The following is a 22,936-nucleotide window of genomic DNA, read 5'->3' as shown; positions in this document are numbered from 1 at the left end:
TGGACCTAGCGAATTAGGTAGGTCGACAGAATCGGCGCATAACTCAGCAGGACAAGGACAACCGTTATCGCCATTAGAAATGGCCAGAGCGATCTTAGGATCGAACCGGGTGTGGCGCCGCTCATTGAAGAAGCGATATATAGGCCAATTCCGACCGGCGGTGTCAGTAGGCCAAGAACAAGGTTCAGGCAAACGACTACGCCGAACTGGTAGGGGCTGATGTCGTATGAGCCCGTGGCAATTGGCAGCAAGATCGGAGTGATCAGGATAATCGCGGCTATGCCGTCGATGATCATGCCCACCAACAGAAGCGCAGCGTTGACTATCAGCAGGAATAGAAACGGATCAGAGGTTATGGTCGTGATCAAACCAGCCAGCTTTTGTGGAAGCTCTTCGTAAATGATCACCCAGCCGAAAACACTGGCTGCCGCGATCATGAACAGGATCATCGAGGCGTTCTTGGCCGTTCTCAGGAACATTTCGCCAAGATGTCTTGGGTCAAGCTCACCATAGATCAGCCAGCCGACGACAAACGCTACAAATGATGCGACAGCGGCGGACTCTGTCGGCGTGGCAATGCCGAACAGGATGCCGCCAATGATGGCGACAGGGATCAACAGGGCCGGTGCTGCGGCAGCTAGGGCGCGTGCGGATTCCTTGGCGCTCATCCAACTGCCTTTGGGAAATTGCCTCCGCCATCCGATCAACGCGATCACCAACGCAAAGCTGGCCGCCAGGATCAGGCCGGGCAGGATTCCGGCGATGAACATCTCACCAATCGGAATTTGCGCCAGAACCCCAAAAACCACGAACATCATCGACGGTGGGATCACCGGGGCCAACAACCCGCCCGCTGCGGTGGTGGCCGTCGCAAAGCCCTTGTCATATCCCTCCTCCTCCATGGCGGGGACCATGGCGCGCGACATGACGGCGATCTGGGCTGTGGCCGATCCGATAATCGCAGCCATGAACATGTTCGCCAAAAGGTTGATATAGGCCAGACCACCCCGGAAACCGCCCACGAAAATGCGGGCCAGAGCAATCAGGCGGCGAGTCATGCCTCCTTCGTTCATAAGCTCGCCGGTCAGCATGAACAGCGGGATGGCCAACAGGCCATAGTTTTCCAGGCCGCCGAACATCTTCTGGGCAAAGCTGTCATAGAGGATCGTGTTCCCACTTTCCCAGATGTACCAGATCGCGGTCACACTCAGAACGATTGCCACGGGCACCGAGATAAACAGGGCCGCAAGAAAGACAATAGGGCTCATGAAACAGGCCTCGTTCCAAAGAGGTGCATTGCGGAATGCAATGTGGCCCCAAGCGCAAAGAGCCACATGACCAGCCAAAACAGGAATTTCGGCAGGCCCAGCGTCAGTGTGGGTTCGGCGTAAATGAAGTTGAAGGTCTGGCCCTGAAACGCGGTTGTATCGAATCCGGCTTGGACAATGTCCAAGGGCAGAAACCATCGCCAGCAGAACCACAACATCGCCAGCGCGAAAGCAAAGACAATCACGTCAACGCATTTGTCGATAAGATGTTTAACGCGGATCGACACGGCATCCGTGACGATGGTGATGGATACGGCATCCCGGTGGTGCAAAGCGGCGGATGCCCCCAGAAAAGTCATCCAAACCATCGAATAAATCGCAAGTTCGTCGACCCAGAACAGCGCGTTTCCCATGCTGCGCGTGACCACGTTCAGCAGGATCAGCACCGTTACGACAAGCGCCAAAAGCGCCGCCGACCAGAGCTCCACTCGGGCCCAGAATGCCGATAAGCGGTACAACATGACCTATCCCCAAGACAAATGGCGCGAGCACAGGCTCGCGCCATGTCTGTCTGCGACCAAACTTTACTTGGTTTCTGCCGCAGTAGCGCGCAGGGCGTCAAGCGACGAGGTCTTTTCTGACCAGATCGTATTCCATTCGTCGATGGCATCGCCAAAGAACGAGGCATCCACCTTTACATAGGACTTTCCAGTGCCTTCGATCTGCTCCAGCCAACCGGCCTCGTTCGAGACATAGCTGTCGATGGTGCTGTCCACATGCTTGGCCATCAACTCACCAATCAGTGCCCGGTCTTCCTCGGACAACCCCGCCCAGACTTTGGCCGAGACAAGCCCCACCATTGGGAACATCATGTGGTCGGACTGAACAATCGTATCTGCATGGTCATAGTATTTCAGAACCCAGATAAGTTCGGCATCCATGTCGATGGCGTCGACCTGACCATTTGCCAACGCGTCGTAAACCGCAGGCAAGGGCATCGGAGTCGGGGCCGCGCCAACGGCGTTGTAGAAATCAAGGATCGGAGTGAAAGGAGTGATCCGCAGTTTTAGACCGGCAAGGTCATCCGCTGACGAAACTTCGCCCCGGCTTACGATCTGGCGCAGTCCGGCCATACCGTAGCCGACTCCAACGACGCCGACCTGACCGGGCAGCGGCTCCAGCATTGTCTTTGCGGTGTCTGACCTCAGGATACGACCGGCATGGCCGATGTCGTCAGCAAGGTATGGGGCGTAGAAAGCACCCAGTTCCGGCGCGCGGTTTGACACTTCGGCCACTGTCATAAAGGCCATGTCCAGCGCGCCTGTCTGCAACTGCTGCAACATCTCGGCCTCGTTGCCCAGTTGTCGCGCCGGGAAAACGGATACGCTGTGCGCGCCATCGCTGGCTTCGGACAGCTCGGCCCCAAACGCTTCGGCGGCCTTGGTCCAAATGTGGGGTGGTGGCGTGATCAGGCCCAGACGGAATTCCTCGGCCTGTGCCGCAACAACAGAGACTGTCGCCAAAGCAGTGGCCGCAATTATTTTTCCAAAGTGTTTCATGTTCTTCCCCGTTACTTTTTTGTTTCTACAACTGCACCCAGCCCTCGGGCGGTTCTTTTCCCGGATGTATGACATTACAATTCGGGCAAGTGCGGTCTTTTTCCGATGCATAGAATTTTTTGTACACCGGAGGCAGGTCGTCAACGATGGACTTTAACTGCATTTCAGCCCGGTACACGCGTGTCCCACATTCAAAACAATACCATTCGATTGCGTCCAGTTCGCCTTCCTGCCGCTTGGGTTCGATGACCAAGCCGACCGAGCCTTCTTGCGGACGCTGAGGAGAGTGGCGGACATGCGCCGGAAGAAGAAATACCTCGCCTTCACGGATGGGGACGTCATAGAATTCCTCGCCATCAAACAGCTTGAGAAGCATGTCCCCTTCAAGCTGGTAAAAGAACTCTTCGACCGGGTCGTCGTGGTAATCGGTGCGTTTGTTTGGGCCGCCGACAACGGTGACCATCAGGTCGGCATCTTCGAATACCATTTTGTTACCGACCGGTGGCTTCAGAAGATGACGATGTTCGTCAACCCAAGCCTTGAAGTTGAACGCTCTTAGCTTTGACATTGTTTTCTCCCGTCTGGCAAAAAACTTCGGCGACATTCCTCATAACCACAAAGAAATTGTCCGCATGTAGGTATCGGATTAAGTTATACCGCTAGTTTCACAGTTTCAGTCCGCATTCGTCAAACCCCTTGCGAATAATATCTTTTTCCGCCTGACTGAGCTCTAGCATCGGCGGGCGTACATGGCCCCCGGTTTGGCCCAGCAGGTACTGCCAGTACTTGCCGAAGGCGGTTGGCTTATCTGCGGGTTTGGTCCGCTTGATCGCGTCCCGTACGGGGTTCAGGCTGTCGAACACGCGCCGTGCCTGATCCGCTTTCCCTTCGAAGGCCAGCTGCGTGTATTCATTCATCCGTTGGTCATTGGCGGTCTGCAACTGGTAGGGTGGTGATGAGCACAGGTACAGCTTCCAGTCCAGTTCAAGAATGTTGTCCAACCATTCATGTTCGGCAGAGGTCGAGACATGAATTTTGTCTCCGACCATATGGGTCAGCCTGACATACATGTCGCGCGGAACCGAGTATTTGATCGCAACGATATTGGGCAGATCGGCAATACGCGCGCATTCTTCGGGTTGCATCAGATAACCGCTGTCGGGGTGGCTCCACATGGCAATGCCGATATCAAGCTCATCGCAGAAGCGTTTGTAGTATTGATACAGCAACTCGCCCCGGTCCTGACAGAAACTGAGCATTGGCGCATGTACGACGACATAATCGGCGCCGCAGTCCTGCGCGTGACGGCCAAGTTCAAGCGCGGTTTCCATGTTCTGATCCGAGATCGACATGATTGTTCCGGCCTTCCCTGCGCATTCTTCGACCGCGATCGACATGTTCCGTTTGCGCTCTTCCAACGTCATGGCCCAGAATTCGCCCTGCTTTCCGGCGATGAACAGCCCCTGAATCCCAAGGTCGTCGATCCAATGACGGATATTCGACCGCAGCCCGGCCTCGTCAAGCGACAGATCCTCGTGGAACGGGTTGAGAGCGGCCGCCCAGATGCCCGTCATGTTTTCGCGCGCATAAGCTTTGGCGTCTTGTTTTGTGTATTTCATGGGGCAGGGCCTTTCACTCTGGTTCGGGTTAGAAAACCGTATTGAGTATTGGCATTCCAAGTCGAACTCGGGCAACTGGATATCAGAAAAACGAATATCTGTGGGTTTCTAATTCAGTTTTGCTCTGATCTGTCCTAGCGTTCGACACATGAAAATCGGAATGATCGGGAATGGCGCCATTGCGCAATACGTATCGTCGGGCCTTGCTGCGCGCGAGCATCACCTTGGCGCGGTTCTGATGCGGCCCGATCGGGTTAGGCAGGGCGCCGGGTTGGAAATCGGCTCGGTCAACGACCTGCCATCCGGCATTGATCTGGTGATTGATTGCGCAGGTCACGAGGCGTTGGCATGTTTAGGGCCTCAAATACTGGCCCGTGGGGTCAGCATGATCACGGTGTCTTTGGGTGCGCTTGCCGACCCGAAAGTATCTGAGGCTTTGAGCCTTTCCGCGAAAGAGGGGAACGCGAAGCTGCATCTGGCAAGTGGCGCAATCGGAGCATTGGATTGTCTTGCCGCCGCGAGGGCGGGAAAATTGTCGACGGTCACTTATGTCGGACGCAAGCCGCCGGGGGGATGGAAGGGGTCTGCCGCTGAAGAGAAGTTGGATCTGGATGACATCGTCGATGGGGCCGTTATCCATTTCGAAGGGACCGCGCGCGCGGCGGCCTTGTCTTATCCGAAAAATGCTAATGTCGCTGCGGCGGTGGCTCTGGCTGGTCTTGGGTTTGATGACACCCGCGTTCAATTGATTGCTGACCCATCAATCACGCAAAACGTCCACGAGATCAGGGCCGAAGGTGACTTCGGCAATTTCCATTTTCAGATCAACGGCAATGCTTTGCCTGACAATCCGCGTTCGTCGGCGCTGGCGGCGATGAGCATTCTTGCCAAGCTGGATCAGATAACCCAACGGATCACGCTATGACGGGGCGGCATTCACGCATTGTCGACCGTGCGCTAACGCGCTTGAAACTGCGTCAACTCCGCCTGCTGGTGGCGGTGGGCGCGCATGGGAACATTCAAAATGCAGCCCGCGAGCTTGGGATTTCACAACCTGCTGCCACGAAGATGATTCAGGACCTTGAGCTGGATTTTGAGGTCAAGCTGTTCAACCGGACCAATCGCGGCGTAGTGCCGACCGTGTTCGGCGAAACATTGATCCGCCATGGCAAGCTGATCTTCACGCAGGTTTCAAATGCCGCTCAGGAATTGGATGACCTGAACGAAGGCAATTCTGGACGTGTTGTCGTGGGTACGCTGTTGGCGGCGTCCACAAGCCTGTTGCCCGCCGCTATTGAAATCCTGCTGACCGACAGGCCAAACGTGGCCGTCAAGATCAGTGAAGGCACCAATGAGGTGCTGATGCCCGGGTTGTTGTCCGGTGAGATTGATATGGTGGTGGGGCGCCTGCCGTCGCATCGGCACCGTGACAAGATCCGTCAGGAAAAGCTGTTGCAGGATCATATTCTGGCAGTGGTCGGCCCTCAGCACCCATTGGCGGGCAAGTCAGATGTTTCCTTCGCGCAAACCAAACCGTTTGGCTGGATTTTGCCGCCGTTGGAGACCACTTTGCGCCGACAGGCTGATCATTTCTTTATCGGTCAACAGCAATATGTCCCGCCTGTTACAGTCGAAAGCGTGTCTTACCTGGCCAATCGCGCACTGTTGCAATCGCGTAATTTGATCGGGCTTATGCCTGCTGCGGTGGTAACGCAGGATTTCTCGAACGGGCATTTGTCACAGTTGGACTGGACCGTGCCCTTTGGCCATGGGCCAATTGGAATATCCCTGCGGGCAGATGACGATCTGTCACCTGCCGGTCGTGCGTTCAAGGCAGCTTTGCATCAGGCAGCGCAGGACAATCGGTTCAGGTATTCGTCAAAATGATATCAGTATTCCCCCAATTCACTTGAAGCGATCACCCGGGATGCCTGATCTGAACGGGCAGAACAATCGGAGGCCTCTGCGTCATGTATCCAGATTTGAAGCTCTTTATCGGGGGGAAGTGGCGTAGCACCGAAACCGATATGCCGGTCGTGAACCCCGCGACAGAAGAAGAGATCGCCCGCCTGCCACGCGCCTCTGTCAGCGATCTGGATGATGCACTGGATGCGGCGGTCAAAGGCTTTCGGGTTTGGAGCCACACGTCACCACGAGAGCGCGCAGACACGATCCTGCGGGCAGCGGCGCTCATCCGGGATCGGCAGGAAGACATTGCGCAGTCGATAACACTGGAACATGGCAAACCGTTGGCTCAGGCTCGGCTGGAAGTCATACGCGGGGCGGAATTCTTCGAATGGGATGCGGGGGAGGCCATGCGGTCCTATGGGCGCATCATTCCAGCGGCCCCCGGCCACAAGTTCGCAGTTCATCATCAGCCGGTTGGAGTTGTCGCCGCGTTTTCGCCGTGGAACTTCCCAATGAGCCAGCCCGCCCGAAAGATCGCAGGCGCGTTGGCTTCTGGGTGCTCGGTCATTCTAAAGGCTGCCGAAGAAACTCCGGCGGGGGCTTTGCATATCGTTCGTGCGTTCGAGGATGCGGGCCTTCCCGCCGGTGTGCTGAATCTTGTTTTTGGAACGCCTGCCGAGATTTCAGGGCACCTTATTCCGCAGGACCCGGTGCGTCTGGTGGCTTTTACAGGATCAACAACGGTCGGACGACATCTGACGACTTTGGCGGCACAGAACGACACGCGGGTTCTGATGGAATTGGGCGGGCACGCCCCGGTTATTGTTTGCGAAGATACAGATGTTCACACCGCCGCCGTTTCCAGTGCCGTTCGGAAAATGCGTAACGCGGGGCAGGTCTGTACGTCGCCGACGCGCTTCTTCGCGCATGAAAGTATTTTTGAAGACTACGCCGCTGCATTTGCAACGCGAGCCAAGGCCACAGTTGTGGGTGATGGCCGCCAGGATGGGGTTGAAATGGGACCGACCGCCAATGCCCGGCGTATCCCCGCACTTGCGGAATTGGTCGATGATGCGGTGGCCAAAGGCGGGACTTTGGTAACGGGGGGTGCCCGACTTGGTAACACCGGGTATTTCTTTGAACCCACTGTTCTTATGAACGTACCCGACACCGCTCGGATCATGCAGGAGGAGCCGTTTGGTCCGGTCGCGGTGATAAACCCGGTCGCTTCGTTGGGCGAAGCTATCGAGCAAGCGAACGCTGTGCCTTATGGGTTGGCCGGCTATGCATTTACCAATCGCGCTGACTATATTGATCGGCTGGTGGATGAGGTAGAGGTCGGCAACTTGTCCATTAATACGCTGGAAGCATCCATGCCCGAAACACCCTTTGGCGGCGTCAAGTCCAGCGGCTATGGCCGAGAAGGGGGGACAGAAGGATTGGAGAATTACATGACGGTCAAAAACGTCTGGCACTCGGCCCGAATTGTTTGAATGACCGATTAATCACCACTTAGCATCCGATCGCTATGGCGGTTGCGTTGCCATCCGGCCCGGCAACGGAGGTGGAACACTCTCGCCGGGTTTCAGAACGGTTGCTGCGTGCGCTTCAAGAAAAAACGAGCGTCTTGACGGGCAACAGTATCGCCTGTGCACGCAGGACAATGGCATTCGCTATGCCCATCCCGTCCACAATTCTGGCAAAAAAGGCGGACAGCCCCGTGATCTTCCCCGCATCTATTTCCTTCGCGCGACTTGTATAAGCGACGCCAATGCAGGCGCTTCCGGGGGGGATGCCTTCCGAATGCTTGGGAAAAACCGGAGCCAGAAAAGCGGTGACCGTTCCCGGACGAGCGCGATCCTGGGAATCAAGCAGCGCGTCCCCCGGCCGAAACTGGCCTGCGGCTATGGTATCTTGCACCCCGTCCACAATCATGGGGACAATGGTCAGCGGTTTGGATGCGCAGGTGATTTCAACAAGCATACCGGGTTTCAGAACGCTCGCGGATATCTGTCCAAAAGCCGCGACAAAGCGGCCTTGCCCCGATATCTCGGGAACCAAAATGCCAGCGGGACGCAGGATCGGATTCACTATGTCGCCCGGTTTCAGCAAAAACTGGGTCACCGTGCCATCCACTTCGGCGAATACCGTGGACTTTGCGATTTCATTCTCGGCTTCTTGTAGGACTGCGCGCGCACTTTCCTTTTGCGCTGGTAAAACTGCTGTCTGACGCAACTTGGCACCGTCGCGCGCAGAAATAGCGGCTGCGCGTTGGCTAGTTGCGCCGGACACGGCGGTTTGCAGGCGTTCCAGCTCTTGTTCGCTGACAACGGTGTCGTTTCGTTCCGCCAGTGACAGACGCCGCTGTAGGTCGTTTTCAGCCTGACTAAGCTCAACCTCTGCGGCTTTGACGCGGGCTTCGGCTGTGGCGACTTCTGTCGCGATCAATCCCAATGTGGCGTCAATCTCTTCAATCCGACGCTGCGCGGTCTCTGCCGCCGCTTCCTGCCGGGTGGTATCCAGCGTGAAAATCGCGTCGCCTGCCTTCACCCTTGCATTGTTGGTGACATAGACCTCGGCAACGCGGCCCCCGCGGTCAGAAAGGATGGTCACAGTACGAAAAACCGCGGTCACTTTGCGCGTTGAAGGGTGGAAATAGAAAATGATGGTGATCAGCGTCACGGCCAATATTGCACATGCGGTCAATCCCCAACGCAGTTCATACCAGACGTTGAACAGGGTGATTTCGTGGCCCCACCGTTTGCCCTGCTTGTACCGGCGGTATAGATAGTCGGGAACAATCGTGATCAGCGCCGAGAAAATAAGCTCAAGCATCAGTGTGCTCCGGCAAATCCGTCTTGGTTTCCAGTGGAAGGATTTCGTGCAGGGGCACTGCTGCAATCAGGATGGCTGCAATCCAAAACGCATTGTTCAAGGTGAACAGCGAAATCAGGCCAAGCACGCCGACAAGTTGCATTTGCACCTTATGAGCACCGGCCGCCATTCGATCTGGAATAGCCTGCACCGTGAAATAGAGCGCACCAAAGCCCAGCAAGACGACAATAAGCGAAATGCCCACAACGATCAGAAAGCCATCCGTTTCGCCCGGGGCGGTTACCCAAAACGGTAGCCGGGCCAAAGCCTCATCAGAAATAGAGCTGTTCACGGGAACCTCCGGTTTCATAATGATACTGTGCAAGGATAAACGATTGAATTCAAAAAGATCAAACTGGGGTGGTTTTCGGCTCCGATCTATGGCGCGTTTCAGCGCGGGGTTGCCGCAAGTGGCGTCCTGTCCGGTTTTGGCCGCACCATTTTTGGGATCGTCAACTTAGCGACTTTTCAATCAGTTTGGTTCGCATTAAGAGTTCCGATAGTCGCCGCGCCTGATGGATCGGTGACCTGCGGATGTGGCGAAACTGGTAAACGCAAGGGACTTAAAATCCCTCGCCCTAGGGCTTGCGGGTTCGATCCCCGCCATCCGCACCACTCAAACCTTCAAACTGGAAAGCCCAACTGGCTGATCAGCCGCCAGATATCGCGGTTCAACTCGGAAAGTTGATCAACAATGTCTTCAATCTCTTTCATGGCCGAGGCGTCGACTGTGTCTTCACGCCCCAGTTTGATGTCTGTTTTTCTGTCGGAAATCCTCATCAGGATTGTCTTTGGATTGCCGCTGTCCGGGTCAAAGGAATAAATGCAGTGATTGTATTTGTTTCGAATTCCCGACAGTTTGGCTAATCGCTGTGTGTGAACAAGGATTGGGTCGCGAATTTCCGGTGGGCGGCCCTCCATCTTGGCAAGCCGTTCCACAAGATCAAGGCGCGCTCGTGTGGTGTTCAGCGTCAGAAAGATAATCACCGCGACATCTTTCTTGGTTTCGCTCAGGCCTGCGATCAAGTGGATCAACAGGCTTTCGGTGTTGGTCCACATGTAATTCAGCCGACCCACCAACAGGATCAGTCGATCAAATCGGGTTTCAAAGTCGTCAGTCAACGGCCATTTCATGCGCCTCGTTGGGCGCGACCTCAAAGAAGAATTGTGCAGCGGCTGTCCTGTTGCTGACACCAATTTTGCCTACGACATTGTGTATATGCAGCTTAACAGTGTGCTCGGTAATTCCCAGATTGGAAGCAATGATCTTGTTGCTCTGGCCTTTTGATACCAATTGCAACACCTGTTTTTCCCGCGGTGTCAGCTTGGAATAGATCGGATGAGGATCTGCTGCCGCCGAAATTGCGGGATGGTCATGCTTGGGTTGGCCGTCATTGGCTGCAACGCTGTCAGCAAGAAAACAGGGCATATAAAATTCTTCATGCAACAACAGACGTAGGATAGACCTCCAAACATCTGGCGAGACGTTCATCGGCAGGTATCCAATTTCGCCATATGTATTACGATCCCAATTTTCGAACAAAAACCGGGCCGCCTCATCTTTGCGATATGCAAATGCAACGCTGCCTGAGCCGACACAATCCTTATAGGCTTTGGGCCGCGCGATCAGATCATCAAGTGACATTTGGTCGACGATGATGACCCGGCCGGAACCGGATGAAGGACAGACCGGAAGTGATTGGATGCTGTCAATCCGGTGTGTGGCGACACCGAATTCGTTTTGAACCTCGCGCAAGGTTTGACGCGAATAAAACAGTTCCTTGCCAACAAAGTTGATCGAGAATTCTTCGGCGGTAAAATTACCTTGGATAGAACTATCCTGAAACGGGATACTCATTATTCCCCCCTACATAACCCAAACCGCGGAAATGCGGCAAAACAGTAAACAGAACTTGAAGCGTATAATTAACACAATATTAACGCGCATGATCTCAAGACTACAGTGAATAGTGCAAGTTTCTTCAATAAAACGTGATTCCAAGGGCTTAGGTTCTAGTACTTTCGATTAGGTGGAAGCTGGCCTTTCTCGTTTAAGTAGAGGGAATCGCACGGTTTCCCACCTAAAGGGATTCCGCCCCGTCTTTTGCGGTGCCAATTCGGACAAACAGGCCGAATCGGTTTTTTAATTCAATGAAATCATAATTCTAAGCGATCTAGTGCTTACGGTTAGCTATTCAGGCTGTGCTGCTCCTGCAACGATGTGAGTGCCTCAATTGAAGAGGTGCTTGTTCCTAATGTGCCCGCGATTCGCGCATTTTCGCGATTTTTTGCGCAAGGGCTATTTCGGCTAAGCCGAGAAAGGAGGGTGGGAGACCAAGTCACTGACGATACCGCACGAAAGCGCGTTTCGCGTTTCTCTTTGTGCGCAACTCTTGTTTCAACCGCGCCCGTAACCGTTTTGTAGATGAATGACGGTCAGTGCGCTTAATAAGTGGAAGTTGATATGTCTAGAAACCGTAATGGTAATCACGGCGCCGACGTCGAAGAAATTAATGTTGGTCCAGTCATTGCTCCGGTAGATGAAATTAACATCGACGATGTCGAAATCAGCGCGGACCAGACTGAGCAGAAAACCAAGGTTGATAATGATCAGGATCAAGATCAACTGCAGGCGCAAGCCCAGAAAACCGATGTGGAAACTGATGTAGATAACGAAAACGATCAGGATCAGGACCAACATCAAGGTCAGGGCCAAGCGCAGGCTCAGAAGCAGAAGAACGGCGATAACGACAACGACAACTCGAACTCTGTCCATATCGACTTTGGCGAAGCCGAGCCGCTGGGCAGCGACGATGATCTGGTAGATGTTGATGTCTCTGGCGGTTCAAGCATCGACAAAGTCATTACCGTTGGAAACGACCTGGATTATGATCCCGGCGATGACCTGAACCTGAACATCAGTCTGGATGGCGCAGGCAACGACATGTCCGCCATCAATAAGCAGTACCTAAACCTGAGCGACGACGACACCCTGGGTGCGGCGGAAGTTAAGAATAACGGTAGCTTTGACCAGGACGGCAACGCGCGTGGCGGTACGGCCAATGCTGACGAAGGCATCGGCTCGCAGTCGGACGGAGGAAACTCCGGAAGCGGCGGCACTGCGCACGGCGGTTATGCAGACGGGGACACCGATGGTGGTACTGCATTGGCGTTCGGCGGTCACACCGGTGACGCAGATGGTGCCGGCACTGGCGGAGCAGGCGGTTCCTCGGGAAGCGCAACCAATTTCGGTCTGGGTGTTGGACATTCCAATGCTGACTCGAACGGAAGCAGCACCGCGGGTTCGGGCGGAAATGCCAACAGTGACGCCGATGCCGACAATACCGGCAGCGCCGACTCTGATGGTGACAGCACAGCCGGAGAAGGCGGAAACGCAGGCTCGATCGGTCTGGGCTTGGGCCTGGGCCTGTCCGAAGCCGACAACGATGGCGCGTCGCTTGGCGGCAACAATGCTACTGGTGCCTCGGCAATGGGTGCCGGTCTGGCCGGGAATGACTCGGACGCCAATGGCGCCAATGGTGGTGACGGCGATGCTGACACCGATGGCGTTGCGGTAAACGCTGGCAGCAGCGACACCGAAGCCAACGACGCAGCGGCTGGTAACCTGGGGCTTGGCCTGGCTGGAAGCCTTGCCGATAGCGACGCTGACGCTGATGGCGGCAATGGCACCGGTTCTGGCGGAACGGGTGGAACTGGCACTGGTGCGACCGGTACCGGCGGCAGCGGCAATGGTGCGACCGGCACTGGCGGTGCGGGCACCGGCGGCGCTGGCACTGGCGGAACATCCGGCCAGGTCGACGCGGCGCTTGCTGCGCTGAACCAGCAGAACGGGCTGATTGGCCTGAACGCGGGTGAAGCCGAAGCTGACACCGGCAGCGGTGACGTCAATGGCGGTAACCCCGGCACTGGCGGTGAAGGAGACGGCGGATTTGGTTCCGGCGGCAACGGTAGTGGAGCTCAAGGTGTTGGCGGTGCTGGTACCGGCGGTACTGGCGGTGGCGGAGACGGCACCGGTGGTGCAGGTCTTGGCGGTACTGCGGGTGCTATGTCCGGTGCTCAGGGTGTCGGTGATCAGGCCACGACTGGCCCGAATATCACGCAGACCCCGGGTGACGTGAATGGCACAGCCAGCATGCCACAGAACACCAGCGGCGACGGTGGTGCAGGTGGCGGCAACAGCACAAGCGGCTCGGCCACGGGCACTGGTACCGGTACTGCAACTGCCGACGGCTTTGGCGGTGGCGGCGGCGCGATCCAGCAGGACGCAATGTCCAACGGATCCGGCACAGGTTCAGCAGACGCTGTGAACACTGCTGGTGCGGGCGGCGACTCTGGTCTGTGGTCGGTCGCAGACACCGATGGCAGCGCTGACAGCCTGGCGAGTGCGATTGCAGGATATGGCGGCGACGCGATGTCCGACAATGACGCCACTTCGACAGGTGCAGGCAGCGCGACCGGCTCGGCGAATTCGGGCTTTGGCGGCGGCGGCGGTGCCGGTGCCGGCTACGGCGGAACCAGCGGCGACGCGATGGGTTCGGCAACAAATGGTGCGATCACCGGCGCAACGGTTAACGGTGGCGACGCATCGGGTGCCAACTCGGGCGCGGGTGGTAATGGCGGCAACGCCGGGTCCTGGGGTTCCAACAATTCTGGTGACGGAATTGTCCACGGTGAGTCCTACGCATCGGCGGCTGCTGTTGTAGATACATCGGCCTTCAACCAGACGATCGTTATGGGGGCCAACGTTCTCGGCAACTCGGTCGACACGACAATGGTTGGTGGCTCGATGAACTCGACCTACACCAGCGACGATACCGACGTATAACCCGCCTCTGGGTTTGGGGCAGAGGGCGACGGTTCGTTCTCCGACCCGGTCAAGCTAACTGCCGAGGCCGCTTCTGCGGTGGCCTCGGCCCAACTTAACCCAGACCGGAAATTTTGCGCCGGGACGGGGAAAGGACAGTGTTATGTCGCTCGACAGTATCAGTGAAACGATTGCCCACTTTATTGGAACCTTTGAGCTTACGACTGAGCAGGCCAGACTGCGCGAACAGTACGAGGAATTTACCGCCCTCAGACGCAAGATTGAATTAGAGGATCTGGCAGAGGCCACATCCATTAATGTGCGAGCCGACCTGAAACTTGATCCGGGTAAATACGGTCCTCTTCCCTATAAATTCATGGCCCCGGACAATGATGGTCCGTTCCCCCCGGCCTCTGGTGGTCCAATCTCTGAACCGGCTCTTTTCCTTGATCCGGTATCCGGTCCGGACGAGATTATCCCCGAAGGGCAACTATTTACGGCGGAATTTCAGCAGACCATCGTGATTCCAGAACTGGTGCCTGAACTTATCGGGTCAGCCGTCACATACACATTCCAGACCCTTAACCTGAGCGACAACGACACAATCGGTCAGGGTGATTTCCGCGACGCCGAAGTTTTGATGCAAGAGGGTTACGAGGCGCTGGATGTTGCGCTGTCGCTGCATGTGATTTCATCCCCGTCTTTTGACATTGCGGACTTCCAATCGGTCGAAAAACTGGAACAGTTGGCCGAACAGATGAAGGCGACCGTGACCGTTCAGGTCGATGGTGCCACAGTCCATCAATTCCACGGCGAAGAAGCGGTGGGTATCATCGTCAACGGCGAACGGGTAGAGGAACTGCCCGATTGGATAGAGCTTTTGCCACAGCATCATCAGTCCGAGGACGACGAAGAGAGCGGGCAGCCGAACCCCTATCCGAAAGAATGGGATCAGTCCGAAGATGACGTATTTGCTGAAGGCCACACGGTGATTGCGGGCGGCAATCTGGCAATCAACGAAGTGTCCATCACGGTTGGTTGGGTCGACGCACCAATAATAGCTGTGGGCGGGGCGTCCTACGATCTGACCGTGGTCAGCCAGGTCGCTATTGTCTCAGACATCGACGAAGGAGAGCCGGGCGCGCAGAGCGAAACCAAGGTTATCCAGTCGTCCCAGATTGCAGTCGAAGCCAGCGAGGCGTCTTGGATTGAAGATAACGTAGCACCACCCGGACAGGATCCGCTTGTCGTTATCAGTTGGATAAGCGGAGACCTGTACGTCACCAATTTTGTCAAACAAGTGATTGACGCCACCGACATTGATCACATCCAGACCGAAGTTTCGGCTTCGAACAGTATGTATGTTCTGGGTGACAACGACATGTTCAACGCCAACAACATTGTTCAGTTGGGCAGCTTCTATGACGTAGTCATGGTTGGCGGGAATATGGTTTCCGTCGACATCGTTCAGCAAACGATCGTCTTGATTGACGACGATGTCGTAACGGGTCCCGTTCAGGATGAGGTCGAAGAGAACCTTGTCATGAACCAGGTGTCTCTGACCAGTACGGGTGAAGATACGCATGAAGACATCACTCCGAACTTGGCCAGCGTTTTGCCGATAGAGGAAGTGAACACAGACGCCCTTGAAGACGCGCTGTTGAACGATCCAGCCTTTGCCGGGATGGAGCAGCTTCGCGTTCTGAAGATTGAAGGGGACCTGATCCAGGCGAACGTAATCGAACAGGTCACCTTGCTGCAGGATCAGGACGACGTCCATCTGACAGCGGGCCAAGGTGCTGAAGCATCGGCGTTGGGTGCCGGGAACGCGCTGTTGAACGCAGCCAGCGTTTCCAAGATTGGCGTCGACTCTGTCGTTATGGCGGCGGAGGGCGAGTACTCGGATGTGTTGCTGCATCAGGCCAGCCTGATCGACTCACCTGATGAAGAGTTGGGCGAAGAGATCGCCAATGAAGCCATCGCGTTTTTGATGGAGGAAACAAACGGACCCGGAAAGTCAGATCTTGCACCGGGCCACAACAAACTAACACCCTCCGAGGCGGCCAGTTTGGATGACGGTATGCAGTCCATGCTAGCCTAATCTCTTTATTAGTTACGAGTGACCCGAAAGTTTTAGTATGTCGATTTTGTTTTCGTCGCGCCGCACACCGTTTGCCAGTCCGCTGGACAGTCGAAACGGTCCGGACCGAGTTAGACCCCTTGTTGACGAACCCGCGCACAGGCCAGCGAAGATGGCCGGTTTGCGCCTAACCGAGGAGATGCGGTTAAAATCTCCTAAGACCAATCCGGCCAAGGCCGTTGAATCGCAGGCGACCCGAACCGCACGGGCATCTGCAGAACCGAATAAGAACACGGAACCTCCAGAGCGCGCTGTACCTTCCCCCCGGCGCGCTCAGCCACAGCCCGATGAAGACAATTACCAAGAGGGCCGTGGTGCTGGGGTGGCCGATGCCAAAGGCCCCGATCCTGAGACCGCTAAGGATTCGACCGCACGAAAACCCCCCTCGTCGCGCTCGCACAGCGGTGAAGCCATAGGTACCACTATCGAGGCCAAGGCAAACGAGCCGCTGCCGCTGCGCAAAGAGGGCGGCGGCGACGGTAAAGGGCCACCCCAGACTTTTCACAAGCGCACCCCACCTGAAGATTTCCAGAACACCCTGCGCACGTCCCTGCGTGCGATATGGCGGAATTTGGCTTTTGTTCTGGTGCTGACCTGCGCAACGAATATCCTGATCCTGGCGATTCCGATCTATCTGTTCCAGATCAGTGACCGGGTGTTGACCAGCCGTTCTTTAGATACGTTGATCATGCTGACGGCGATTGTCGCCGGGGCGGTGATCTTTCAATCCGCCTTTGATGCTGTGCGTCGGTTCATGCTGATGCGCACGGCGGTCGAGGTTAACGCGCGCCTTGGGGCACCGATCCTGAGCGCGGCCGCCCATGCGTCACTGCATGGAACCGGGCGCGAGTATCAGACGTTGGGCGACTTGCAGCAGGTCAGAGGGTTTCTTGTGTCAGGAACGCTGATTTCCTTTTTGGATGTGCCGTTCGCCCCGCTTTTCATCCTGATGATTTTCCTCGTGCATCCTCAGCTAGGCACGATTGTCATCGCGACAGCTTTGCTGTTGATGGTGATTGCCCTGATAAACCAACGCATGACCGCCAAACCGTTTGCCGAGGCGAACAAGGCACAGTCGATGGCAAATCAGCATCTGGATTCGATGGCGCGCAACAGTCAGATCATCAATGCGCTGGCCATGATCCCCGAGGCCGTTCGGATTTGGGGCCGCGACACGGCGCAGTCGCTGACGTGGCAGGTGCGTGCACAGGACCGCAATGTTATTTTCGCTGCTATCTCGCGCGCGGTGCGCTTGTTGACGCAGATCGCAATCCTTGGGTGGGGGGCGTTTCTTGCCCTTCAGGGTGAGATCACGGGCGGCATGGTTATCGCAGCGTCGATCATTGCCGGGCGTGCGTTCGCCCCGATTGAAGGCTCGATCGAAGGTTGGAATGCGTTTCTGTTGACCCGGGGCGCGTATGGCCGCATCAGCAATCTGCTGTCCAACTCGGCGTTGCAGTTCGAAAAACTGCGCCTGCCGCGCCCCGAAGGTCGTTTGGATGTTGAGCGTTTGCTTTACGTGCCCGGCGGGACCAAGAGGGTTGTTCTGAACGGGATCAGCTTCTCACTCAATCCGGGTGAGACCTTGGCGATCATCGGCAATTCCGGCGCTGGCAAGACGACCTTGGGTAAGACGCTGGTCGGATCCATCCTGCCAACGTCGGGGAGCGTACGGTTGGACCTGATGGACATTCGCAATTGGGACCCGCGGCAATTTGGTGAAAGCATCGGTTACCTGCCGCAGGACGTGCAGTTGTTCCCCGGCACGATCAAGGACAATATCGGACGGATGCGCGAAGACGCGACGGATGAACAAATCCACGACGCAGCGGTTCTTGCGGATGTGCACAACATGATCGCTACCCTTCCGCAAGGGTATGAGACCGTAGTCTCCGCAGATGGCTCGCCATTGTCAGGGGGCCAGAAACAACGCATCGCTTTGGCGCGGGCCTTTTTCGGCAACCCAAGGATGGTTGTTCTGGATGAGCCAAATTCAAATCTGGATGTCGCCGGAGATCAGGCGCTGGCCCGGGCGATTGCCCAAGCCAAAGAAAGCAAAATTACCGTTGTGGTCATCACGCAAAAGCCAACGCTGCTGAACGCGGTCGACAAGATCATGCTGCTGACCGACGGTCGTGTGGCTCTGTTTGGGCAGCGTGAACAGGTTCTGCAGCAACTGAACGGACCACGCAATCAGCAAGGTATCGCTGGCCAGAAGGGGGATGGACAATGAACGATCTGGTCGCAATCAACAACGACCCCAAGGACCCGACCGTCTGGTATGCCGAGGTTCCGCGATCCATCAACCGATTGATTGTGGTTGGGTTCGTCATGCTGATCCTATGCTTTGGTGGGTTTGGCGTCTGGTCTTTCCGCGCTCCTCTGGCCGCCGCGGTAATCGCGCAAGGCAGCTTTGTCGCGACGGGTCGCAACAAGATCGTGCAGCACCTTGAAGGCGGCATCATCGAGGACATCAAAGTGATCGAGGGCCAATCCGTGAAGGCGGGCCAAGTTCTGATGACGCTTGATCAGACCTCAGCCGAAGCCAATGAGCGCGAGTTGTTCATCCGGAAAATCCGCCTTCAGGCCATGACTGAGCGTTTGCAGGCCGAATACAATGAAAGCGACCGCCTGGAATTCTCGCAGGGGTTGCTGGCCGCTACGGATGATGTCGAGGTGATGACGATCCTCGATGGTCAACGCATCAGTTTTGACGTGTCCCGCAAGACTTTGCTGAACGATATCGCCCTTCTGGAGCGTAATATGGAAGCCCTGAAGATTCGATCCAGCGGCTTTGAAGCACAGCTTGCAAGCATGAAGCGACGCTCGGAAATCCTTCAGGAAGAATATGAAACCAAGCAGTCGCTGTTCGAAAAGGGGTTGGTGCGAAAGGGTGATCTGAACACGATCCGCAGGGTTCAAGCCGAGGCCGATGGCCAGCAGGCGCGTTTGGCCGCAGAAACGGCTGAAATCAATCAGATGCTGCTCAAGTATGAAGAACAGATTACACGCACGCGGTCTGCCTATCGCGAAGCCGCGCTGGACGAACTTGGCGTGATCGAAGGTGATCTGGAAAGCGTCCGCGAAAAGGCGCGTCAGGCGCGCAGCGTTCTGGACCGTGCCGTTGTCCGCGCCCCGGTGACGGGAACGGTTGTTCGGTTGCATTATCACACGCCCGGCGGTGTTATCGAAACGGGTGAGCCCATCGCTGAAATCCTGCCCGCAGATGCCCCGTTGATCATCGAGGCGCAAATCCCCCGGACTGAGATTGACAGCGTCATCACCGGTCAGGATGCAACGGTGCGCCTTGTTGCGCTGAACCAGCGCACGACCCCGGTGCTAAGTGGTGAGGTCTTTTATGTTTCAGCAGATGCGCTTGTCGAAGATTCCTCGGGCGCCCCGCAAGAGGTTTATCTTGCGCGGATATCGCTTGAGCCGGATGAGATCGAAAGGGTTCGCGGCTTTATTCCGACGCCGGGAATGCCGGCCGAGATCATGATCCAGACCGAAGAACGCACCTTTGCGGCCTATATAGCAAAGCCTGTGACAGACAGCATGTCGCGCGCTTTCCGGGAACATTGATCGCCTGCCTAGGGCGATCAACCTACACCTTCCAGTTTTTGCATGTTAGCATCCCGTGACAACCAACAGGAGGGTGCGACATGCCCGTGACCGTCAAGGAAATGATGGAGGCTGCAAACGCTGCCGTCGAGCGTATCGATATGGAAAAGGCGAAAGATGTGTTGGGCAAGGGTGGCCTTTTGCTGGACATCCGTGATGCGGCCGAGGTTCACAAAACGGGTCGGGCCAAGGGCGCGCACCACATCCCTCGAGGGATGCTCGAATTTCGCGCCGATGACGCGCTTCAGTCGCACGACCCCGAGCTGAAAAAGGATCGCCAGATCGTGCTGTATTGCGCATCAGGCGGACGCGCCGCCCTTGCCGGGAAGCTGCTAAAGGATATGGGCTATGATCAGGTTTATAATCTTGGCGGGTTGAATGATTGGGTGAACGCCGGCGGCGAAACCTCTGAAAGTTAAGCGCAAAGCCGCAATTCTCGCAGCGACTTAAGCGTTGAGAAAAGCCCTGACTGCGGCTTCGAATTCGCGGGGTTTTTCAGCGTGTAGCCAATGCCCCGCACCGGGAATTTTGGCGAAGCGCGCAGCGGGAAACAACGCGCGAATTCTGTCGCGATGCTCCGGAAGCACATAATCCGAACTGCCGCCGGACAGAAACAAGGCTGGTCCTGCCCAATGTGCGTTCAGATCAGGAAAGCCCATGATCTTTGGCATCTCAGACGCCAATACATCCAGATTAAGAAGCCAGCGTTGTCCCTTGATATCCAAGGATTGTGTGAAAAAGCTCTGCAGGGCTTTTTCGACGCCATGTAGCGCCAACTGTTGTTCCGCGTCCGAGCGTCGTTCAACCTTGGACAAGTCGACTGCGCGCATTGCTTCGATGAATTGGATTTGGCTGTGCGTGTAGGTGACAGGCGCAATGTCTGCGACCATCAGTTTGCGCACACTTTCACCGTATAAAAGGGCCAAGGCCATGGCCGCCTTGCCCCCCATGGAATGCCCGACAACATCGGCGGTGCCGCCAAAATGCGCGATCACCTCAGCAAGGTCGCGGGCCAAATCTGGATAGTCATGATGGTCTGTCCACATGCTGTTCGCGTGGTTGCGCATGTCTACGGCAACAACCTGCCGTTCATCGGACAAGCGCCGGGCGATGACGCCCCAATTCCGGGCCGAGCCATATAGCCCATGCGCGATAATCAGCGGTGGGTTTTCGGTGGGTTCGCCATGTACAATCGTGTTCAGCATGACCGTGTGATACCCGGCGCGAATTGAAACGACCAGCCCCATTGTCGCAGGGAAGCAGCCCAGATAAAGTGCCACATCAGGAGAAACGCGTATGCAAAAGACCGTCGATATCCAAACCCAGATCGCGCAAACGGTGCAACTGTTGCGCGACAAGTTGGGTGTCCATGGCAAGACGCTGACAGAGTCTGTCAAAAAAGCAAAGCGGCAGCTTCCCCGCCGGATTTTCAAGCAGGCCATGTTACTGGCCCAGGCTGAACAAATGGCCGCTCATCCCAAGTTGAGGCTGGTGTTGGACACACCAAAACTGGCCAGGGCATCGGAAGAGGTGCAGAAACATTTGGGGGGCATAAATCTTGCCGACCGGCGCATGGGGTGGTTTCTGGGGATGCTGAGCAGCTTGGCCTTTAACCTGCTTGTCCTGTCTGCCCTGCTCTTGGTGTTCCTGCGGTGGCAAGGGTTTATCTAAAAAACGGCGCCCTATGGACGCCGTTTAACTGTTTGAAATAGAACAGAATTACAGGTTCGGGTAGATCGGGAAACGAGCGCAAAGCTCGGCCACTTCAGCCTTGACCTTGGCTTCGACCTCACCGTTGCCGTCTTCGCCGTTGGCGGCCAGACCGTCGACCACTTCGATGATCCAATCCGCGATCTGACGGAACTCGCCCTCGCCAAAGCCACGGGTAGTTCCGGCGGGCGAGCCAAGGCGAATGCCCGACGTAATGGTTGGCTTTTCGGGGTCGAACGGCACGCCGTTCTTGTTGCAGGTAATATGCGCCCGGCCCAGAGCTTTCTCTGTCGCGTTGCCCTTCACACCTTTTGGCCGCAGGTCGACCAGTACCACGTGGGTATCGGTGCCGTGGGTTACGGTATCCAGACCGCCTTTGATCAGTTGATCCGATAGCGCCTGCGCGTTGTTGACCACGTTCTGGATGTAGGTCTTGAACTCGGGGCGCAGGGCCTCTCCGAACGCGACGGCTTTGCCTGCGATGACATGCATCAGCGGTCCGCCCTGAATGCCGGGGAAGATGGCCGAGTTCACTTTCTTGGCGATCGCCTCGTCATTGGTCAGGATCATGCCGCCGCGCGGGCCGCGCAAAGTTTTGTGGGTGGTGGTAGTCGCCACATGCGCGTGCGGGAAGGGGCTGGGATGCTCACCCGCCGCAACCAGACCGGCAAAGTGGGCCATGTCCACATGCAGGTAAGCGCCGACCATATCCGCAATCTCGCGCATGCGGGCAAAGTCGATCTGACGTGGTATGGCAGAACCGCCCGCGATGATCAGCTTGGGCTGATGCTCTTTCGCCAGCACCTCGACCTGATCGTAGTCCAGCATGTTGTCCTGCTGGCGCACACCGTACTGAACGGCGTTGAACCACTTGCCCGACTGGTTCGGGCGCGCGCCGTGGGTCAGGTGACCGCCTGCGTCCAAGCTCATGCCCAGAATGGTGTCGCCGGGCTGGATCAGCGCCTGGAACACACCTTGGTTGGCTTGACTGCCCGAATTGGGTTGGACGTTTGCGAACTCACAGCCAAAAAGCTGCTTTGCGCGGTCAATGGCCAGATTTTCGGCGATGTCGACGAATTGGCAGCCGCCATAGTAACGACGCCCGGGATAGCCCTCGGCGTATTTGTTGGTCATGACCGAGCCCTGCGCTTCCATTACGGCGGCAGAGACAATGTTTTCGGATGCGATCAGCTCGATCTCGTCGCGCTGACGGCCCAGTTCGGACGTGATCGAGCCGAACAACTCGGGGTCACGGTCCGCAAGTGACTGGGTGAAAAATCCGGTATCACGAAGATTGGCGTTCATGGGGGCTCCACATTCTGGGGGTAATTCTTGCAGATTTCCTATCGGAAACCGATCTGGCGCAAAAGGCTTAAAGCGACGAATTGGCCTGCTGCGGCGTCAAGTCTGGC

At 56.4% G+C, this 22,936-nt stretch carries 20 protein-coding genes and 1 tRNA gene; 10 read left to right on the top strand and 11 right to left on the bottom strand.

What is annotated here, in order from left to right; genetic code table 11:
- Positions 1 to 5 precede the first annotated feature (5 nt).
- The 5 genes from GOV87_RS03770 to GOV87_RS03750 all read right to left on the bottom strand — a co-directional run bounded on the left by GOV87_RS03770 (position 6) and on the right by GOV87_RS03750 (position 4,446).
- The gene (locus GOV87_RS03770; protein WP_171121962.1) at positions 6 to 1,268 is read right to left on the bottom strand and encodes a TRAP transporter large permease; all 1,263 of its coding nucleotides are present in this window, start codon (positions 1,266 to 1,268) and stop codon (positions 6 to 8) included.
- The gene (locus GOV87_RS03765; RefSeq protein ID WP_171121963.1) at positions 1,265 to 1,789 is read right to left on the bottom strand and encodes a TRAP transporter small permease; all 525 of its coding nucleotides are present in this window, start codon (positions 1,787 to 1,789) and stop codon (positions 1,265 to 1,267) included. Before GOV87_RS03765 ends, GOV87_RS03770 begins: the two co-directional genes overlap by 4 nt.
- A gap of 63 nt (positions 1,790 to 1,852) precedes the next feature.
- Positions 1,853 to 2,827 (bottom strand): TRAP transporter substrate-binding protein, encoded by a 975-nt coding sequence (locus GOV87_RS03760; protein WP_171210885.1) that lies wholly within the window; start codon positions 2,825 to 2,827, stop codon positions 1,853 to 1,855.
- 25 nt (positions 2,828 to 2,852) lie between these two features.
- Positions 2,853 to 3,395: a 3-hydroxyanthranilate 3,4-dioxygenase gene (locus tag GOV87_RS03755; protein ID WP_171210884.1), complete on the bottom strand. Its 543-nt coding sequence runs from the start codon at positions 3,393 to 3,395 to the stop codon at positions 2,853 to 2,855.
- Between the two features lie 97 nt (positions 3,396 to 3,492).
- Positions 3,493 to 4,446, bottom strand: a complete 954-nt coding sequence (locus tag GOV87_RS03750) for a dihydrodipicolinate synthase family protein (RefSeq protein ID WP_171210883.1) — start codon at positions 4,444 to 4,446, stop codon at positions 3,493 to 3,495.
- Positions 4,447 to 4,594: 148 nt separating this feature from the next.
- Here GOV87_RS03750 and GOV87_RS03745 point away from each other — a divergent pair, with 148 nt between their 5' ends.
- From GOV87_RS03745 to GOV87_RS03735, 3 genes are all read left to right on the top strand, one after another.
- Positions 4,595 to 5,371, top strand: a complete 777-nt coding sequence (locus GOV87_RS03745) for an aspartate dehydrogenase (RefSeq protein ID WP_171210882.1) — start codon at positions 4,595 to 4,597, stop codon at positions 5,369 to 5,371.
- Entirely contained in the window at positions 5,368 to 6,333 is a 966-nt protein-coding gene (locus GOV87_RS03740; RefSeq protein WP_171121968.1) for a LysR substrate-binding domain-containing protein, read from the top strand. The genes GOV87_RS03745 and GOV87_RS03740 overlap by 4 nt, the downstream gene beginning before the upstream one ends.
- Positions 6,334 to 6,416: 83 nt before the next feature.
- Positions 6,417 to 7,847 carry an NAD-dependent succinate-semialdehyde dehydrogenase gene (locus GOV87_RS03735; RefSeq protein ID WP_171210881.1) on the top strand — a complete coding sequence of 477 codons (1,431 nt, stop codon included), beginning with the start codon at positions 6,417 to 6,419 and terminating at the stop codon, positions 7,845 to 7,847.
- Between the two features lie 115 nt (positions 7,848 to 7,962).
- On the opposite strand, the gene GOV87_RS03730 is transcribed toward GOV87_RS03735, so the two are convergent.
- Positions 7,963 to 9,189, bottom strand: a complete 1,227-nt coding sequence (locus GOV87_RS03730) for an HlyD family secretion protein (protein ID WP_171210880.1) — start codon at positions 9,187 to 9,189, stop codon at positions 7,963 to 7,965.
- Positions 9,182 to 9,520, bottom strand: a complete 339-nt coding sequence (locus tag GOV87_RS03725) for a hypothetical protein (protein WP_171121971.1) — start codon at positions 9,518 to 9,520, stop codon at positions 9,182 to 9,184. The genes GOV87_RS03730 and GOV87_RS03725 overlap by 8 nt, the downstream gene beginning before the upstream one ends.
- Before the next feature lie 238 nt (positions 9,521 to 9,758).
- Between GOV87_RS03725 and GOV87_RS03720 the strand changes: the two genes are divergently transcribed.
- A tRNA-Leu gene (locus GOV87_RS03720) sits at positions 9,759 to 9,843 on the top strand.
- 9 nt (positions 9,844 to 9,852) lie between these two features.
- Here the strand turns inward: GOV87_RS03720 and GOV87_RS03715 are convergent.
- Together GOV87_RS03715 and GOV87_RS03710 are read right to left on the bottom strand one after the other, a co-directional pair.
- Positions 9,853 to 10,350: a hypothetical protein gene (locus GOV87_RS03715; RefSeq protein WP_254445529.1), complete on the bottom strand. Its 498-nt coding sequence runs from the start codon at positions 10,348 to 10,350 to the stop codon at positions 9,853 to 9,855.
- Positions 10,343 to 11,086, bottom strand: coding sequence for a response regulator transcription factor (locus GOV87_RS03710; protein ID WP_254447305.1), 744 nt, complete (start codon positions 11,084 to 11,086; stop codon positions 10,343 to 10,345). Before GOV87_RS03710 ends, GOV87_RS03715 begins: the two co-directional genes overlap by 8 nt.
- 606 nt (positions 11,087 to 11,692) lie before the next feature.
- Here GOV87_RS03710 and GOV87_RS03705 point away from each other — a divergent pair.
- From GOV87_RS03705 to GOV87_RS03685, 5 genes are all read left to right on the top strand, one after another.
- Positions 11,693 to 14,074 carry a hypothetical protein gene (locus tag GOV87_RS03705; RefSeq protein ID WP_171210879.1) on the top strand — a complete coding sequence of 794 codons (2,382 nt, stop codon included), beginning with the start codon at positions 11,693 to 11,695 and terminating at the stop codon, positions 14,072 to 14,074.
- Positions 14,075 to 14,216: 142 nt separating this feature from the next.
- Entirely contained in the window at positions 14,217 to 16,154 is a 1,938-nt protein-coding gene (locus GOV87_RS03700) for a type I secretion protein (RefSeq protein WP_171210878.1), read from the top strand.
- A gap of 151 nt (positions 16,155 to 16,305) precedes the next feature.
- Positions 16,306 to 18,426 (top strand): type I secretion system permease/ATPase, encoded by a 2,121-nt coding sequence (locus tag GOV87_RS03695; protein WP_371813455.1) that lies wholly within the window; start codon positions 16,306 to 16,308, stop codon positions 18,424 to 18,426.
- Positions 18,423 to 19,775 carry an HlyD family type I secretion periplasmic adaptor subunit gene (locus GOV87_RS03690; protein WP_171121976.1) on the top strand — a complete coding sequence of 451 codons (1,353 nt, stop codon included), beginning with the start codon at positions 18,423 to 18,425 and terminating at the stop codon, positions 19,773 to 19,775. Before GOV87_RS03695 ends, GOV87_RS03690 begins: the two co-directional genes overlap by 4 nt.
- Positions 19,776 to 19,855: 80 nt before the next feature.
- Complete coding sequence (locus GOV87_RS03685; RefSeq protein ID WP_171210876.1) at positions 19,856 to 20,233, top strand: rhodanese-like domain-containing protein; 378 nt, start codon at positions 19,856 to 19,858, stop codon at positions 20,231 to 20,233.
- 27 nt (positions 20,234 to 20,260) lie between these two features.
- Here GOV87_RS03685 and GOV87_RS03680 read toward each other — a convergent pair whose 3' ends face one another.
- Positions 20,261 to 21,061: an alpha/beta fold hydrolase gene (locus GOV87_RS03680; protein WP_371813461.1), complete on the bottom strand. Its 801-nt coding sequence runs from the start codon at positions 21,059 to 21,061 to the stop codon at positions 20,261 to 20,263.
- A 49-nt stretch (positions 21,062 to 21,110) separates the two neighbouring features.
- Between GOV87_RS03680 and GOV87_RS03675 the strand changes: the two genes are divergently transcribed.
- A complete protein-coding gene (locus tag GOV87_RS03675) occupies positions 21,111 to 21,485 on the top strand; it encodes a hypothetical protein (protein WP_171210875.1) in 375 nt (124 codons plus the stop codon).
- Positions 21,486 to 21,533: 48 nt separating this feature from the next.
- Here the strand turns inward: GOV87_RS03675 and glyA are convergent, their stop codons facing one another.
- On the bottom strand, positions 21,534 to 22,829 hold the full coding sequence (glyA, locus tag GOV87_RS03670) for a serine hydroxymethyltransferase (protein ID WP_171121980.1): 1,296 nt from the start codon (positions 22,827 to 22,829) through the stop codon (positions 21,534 to 21,536).
- Between the last annotated feature and the right edge of the window lie 107 nt (positions 22,830 to 22,936).

This window comes from Ruegeria sp. HKCCA5426 (assembly GCF_013034585.1).
GTDB lineage: Bacteria > Pseudomonadota > Alphaproteobacteria > Rhodobacterales > Rhodobacteraceae > Ruegeria.
Note: the sequence above shows the minus strand (reverse complement) of the source record. Positions and strands in the feature narration are given on the sequence as shown.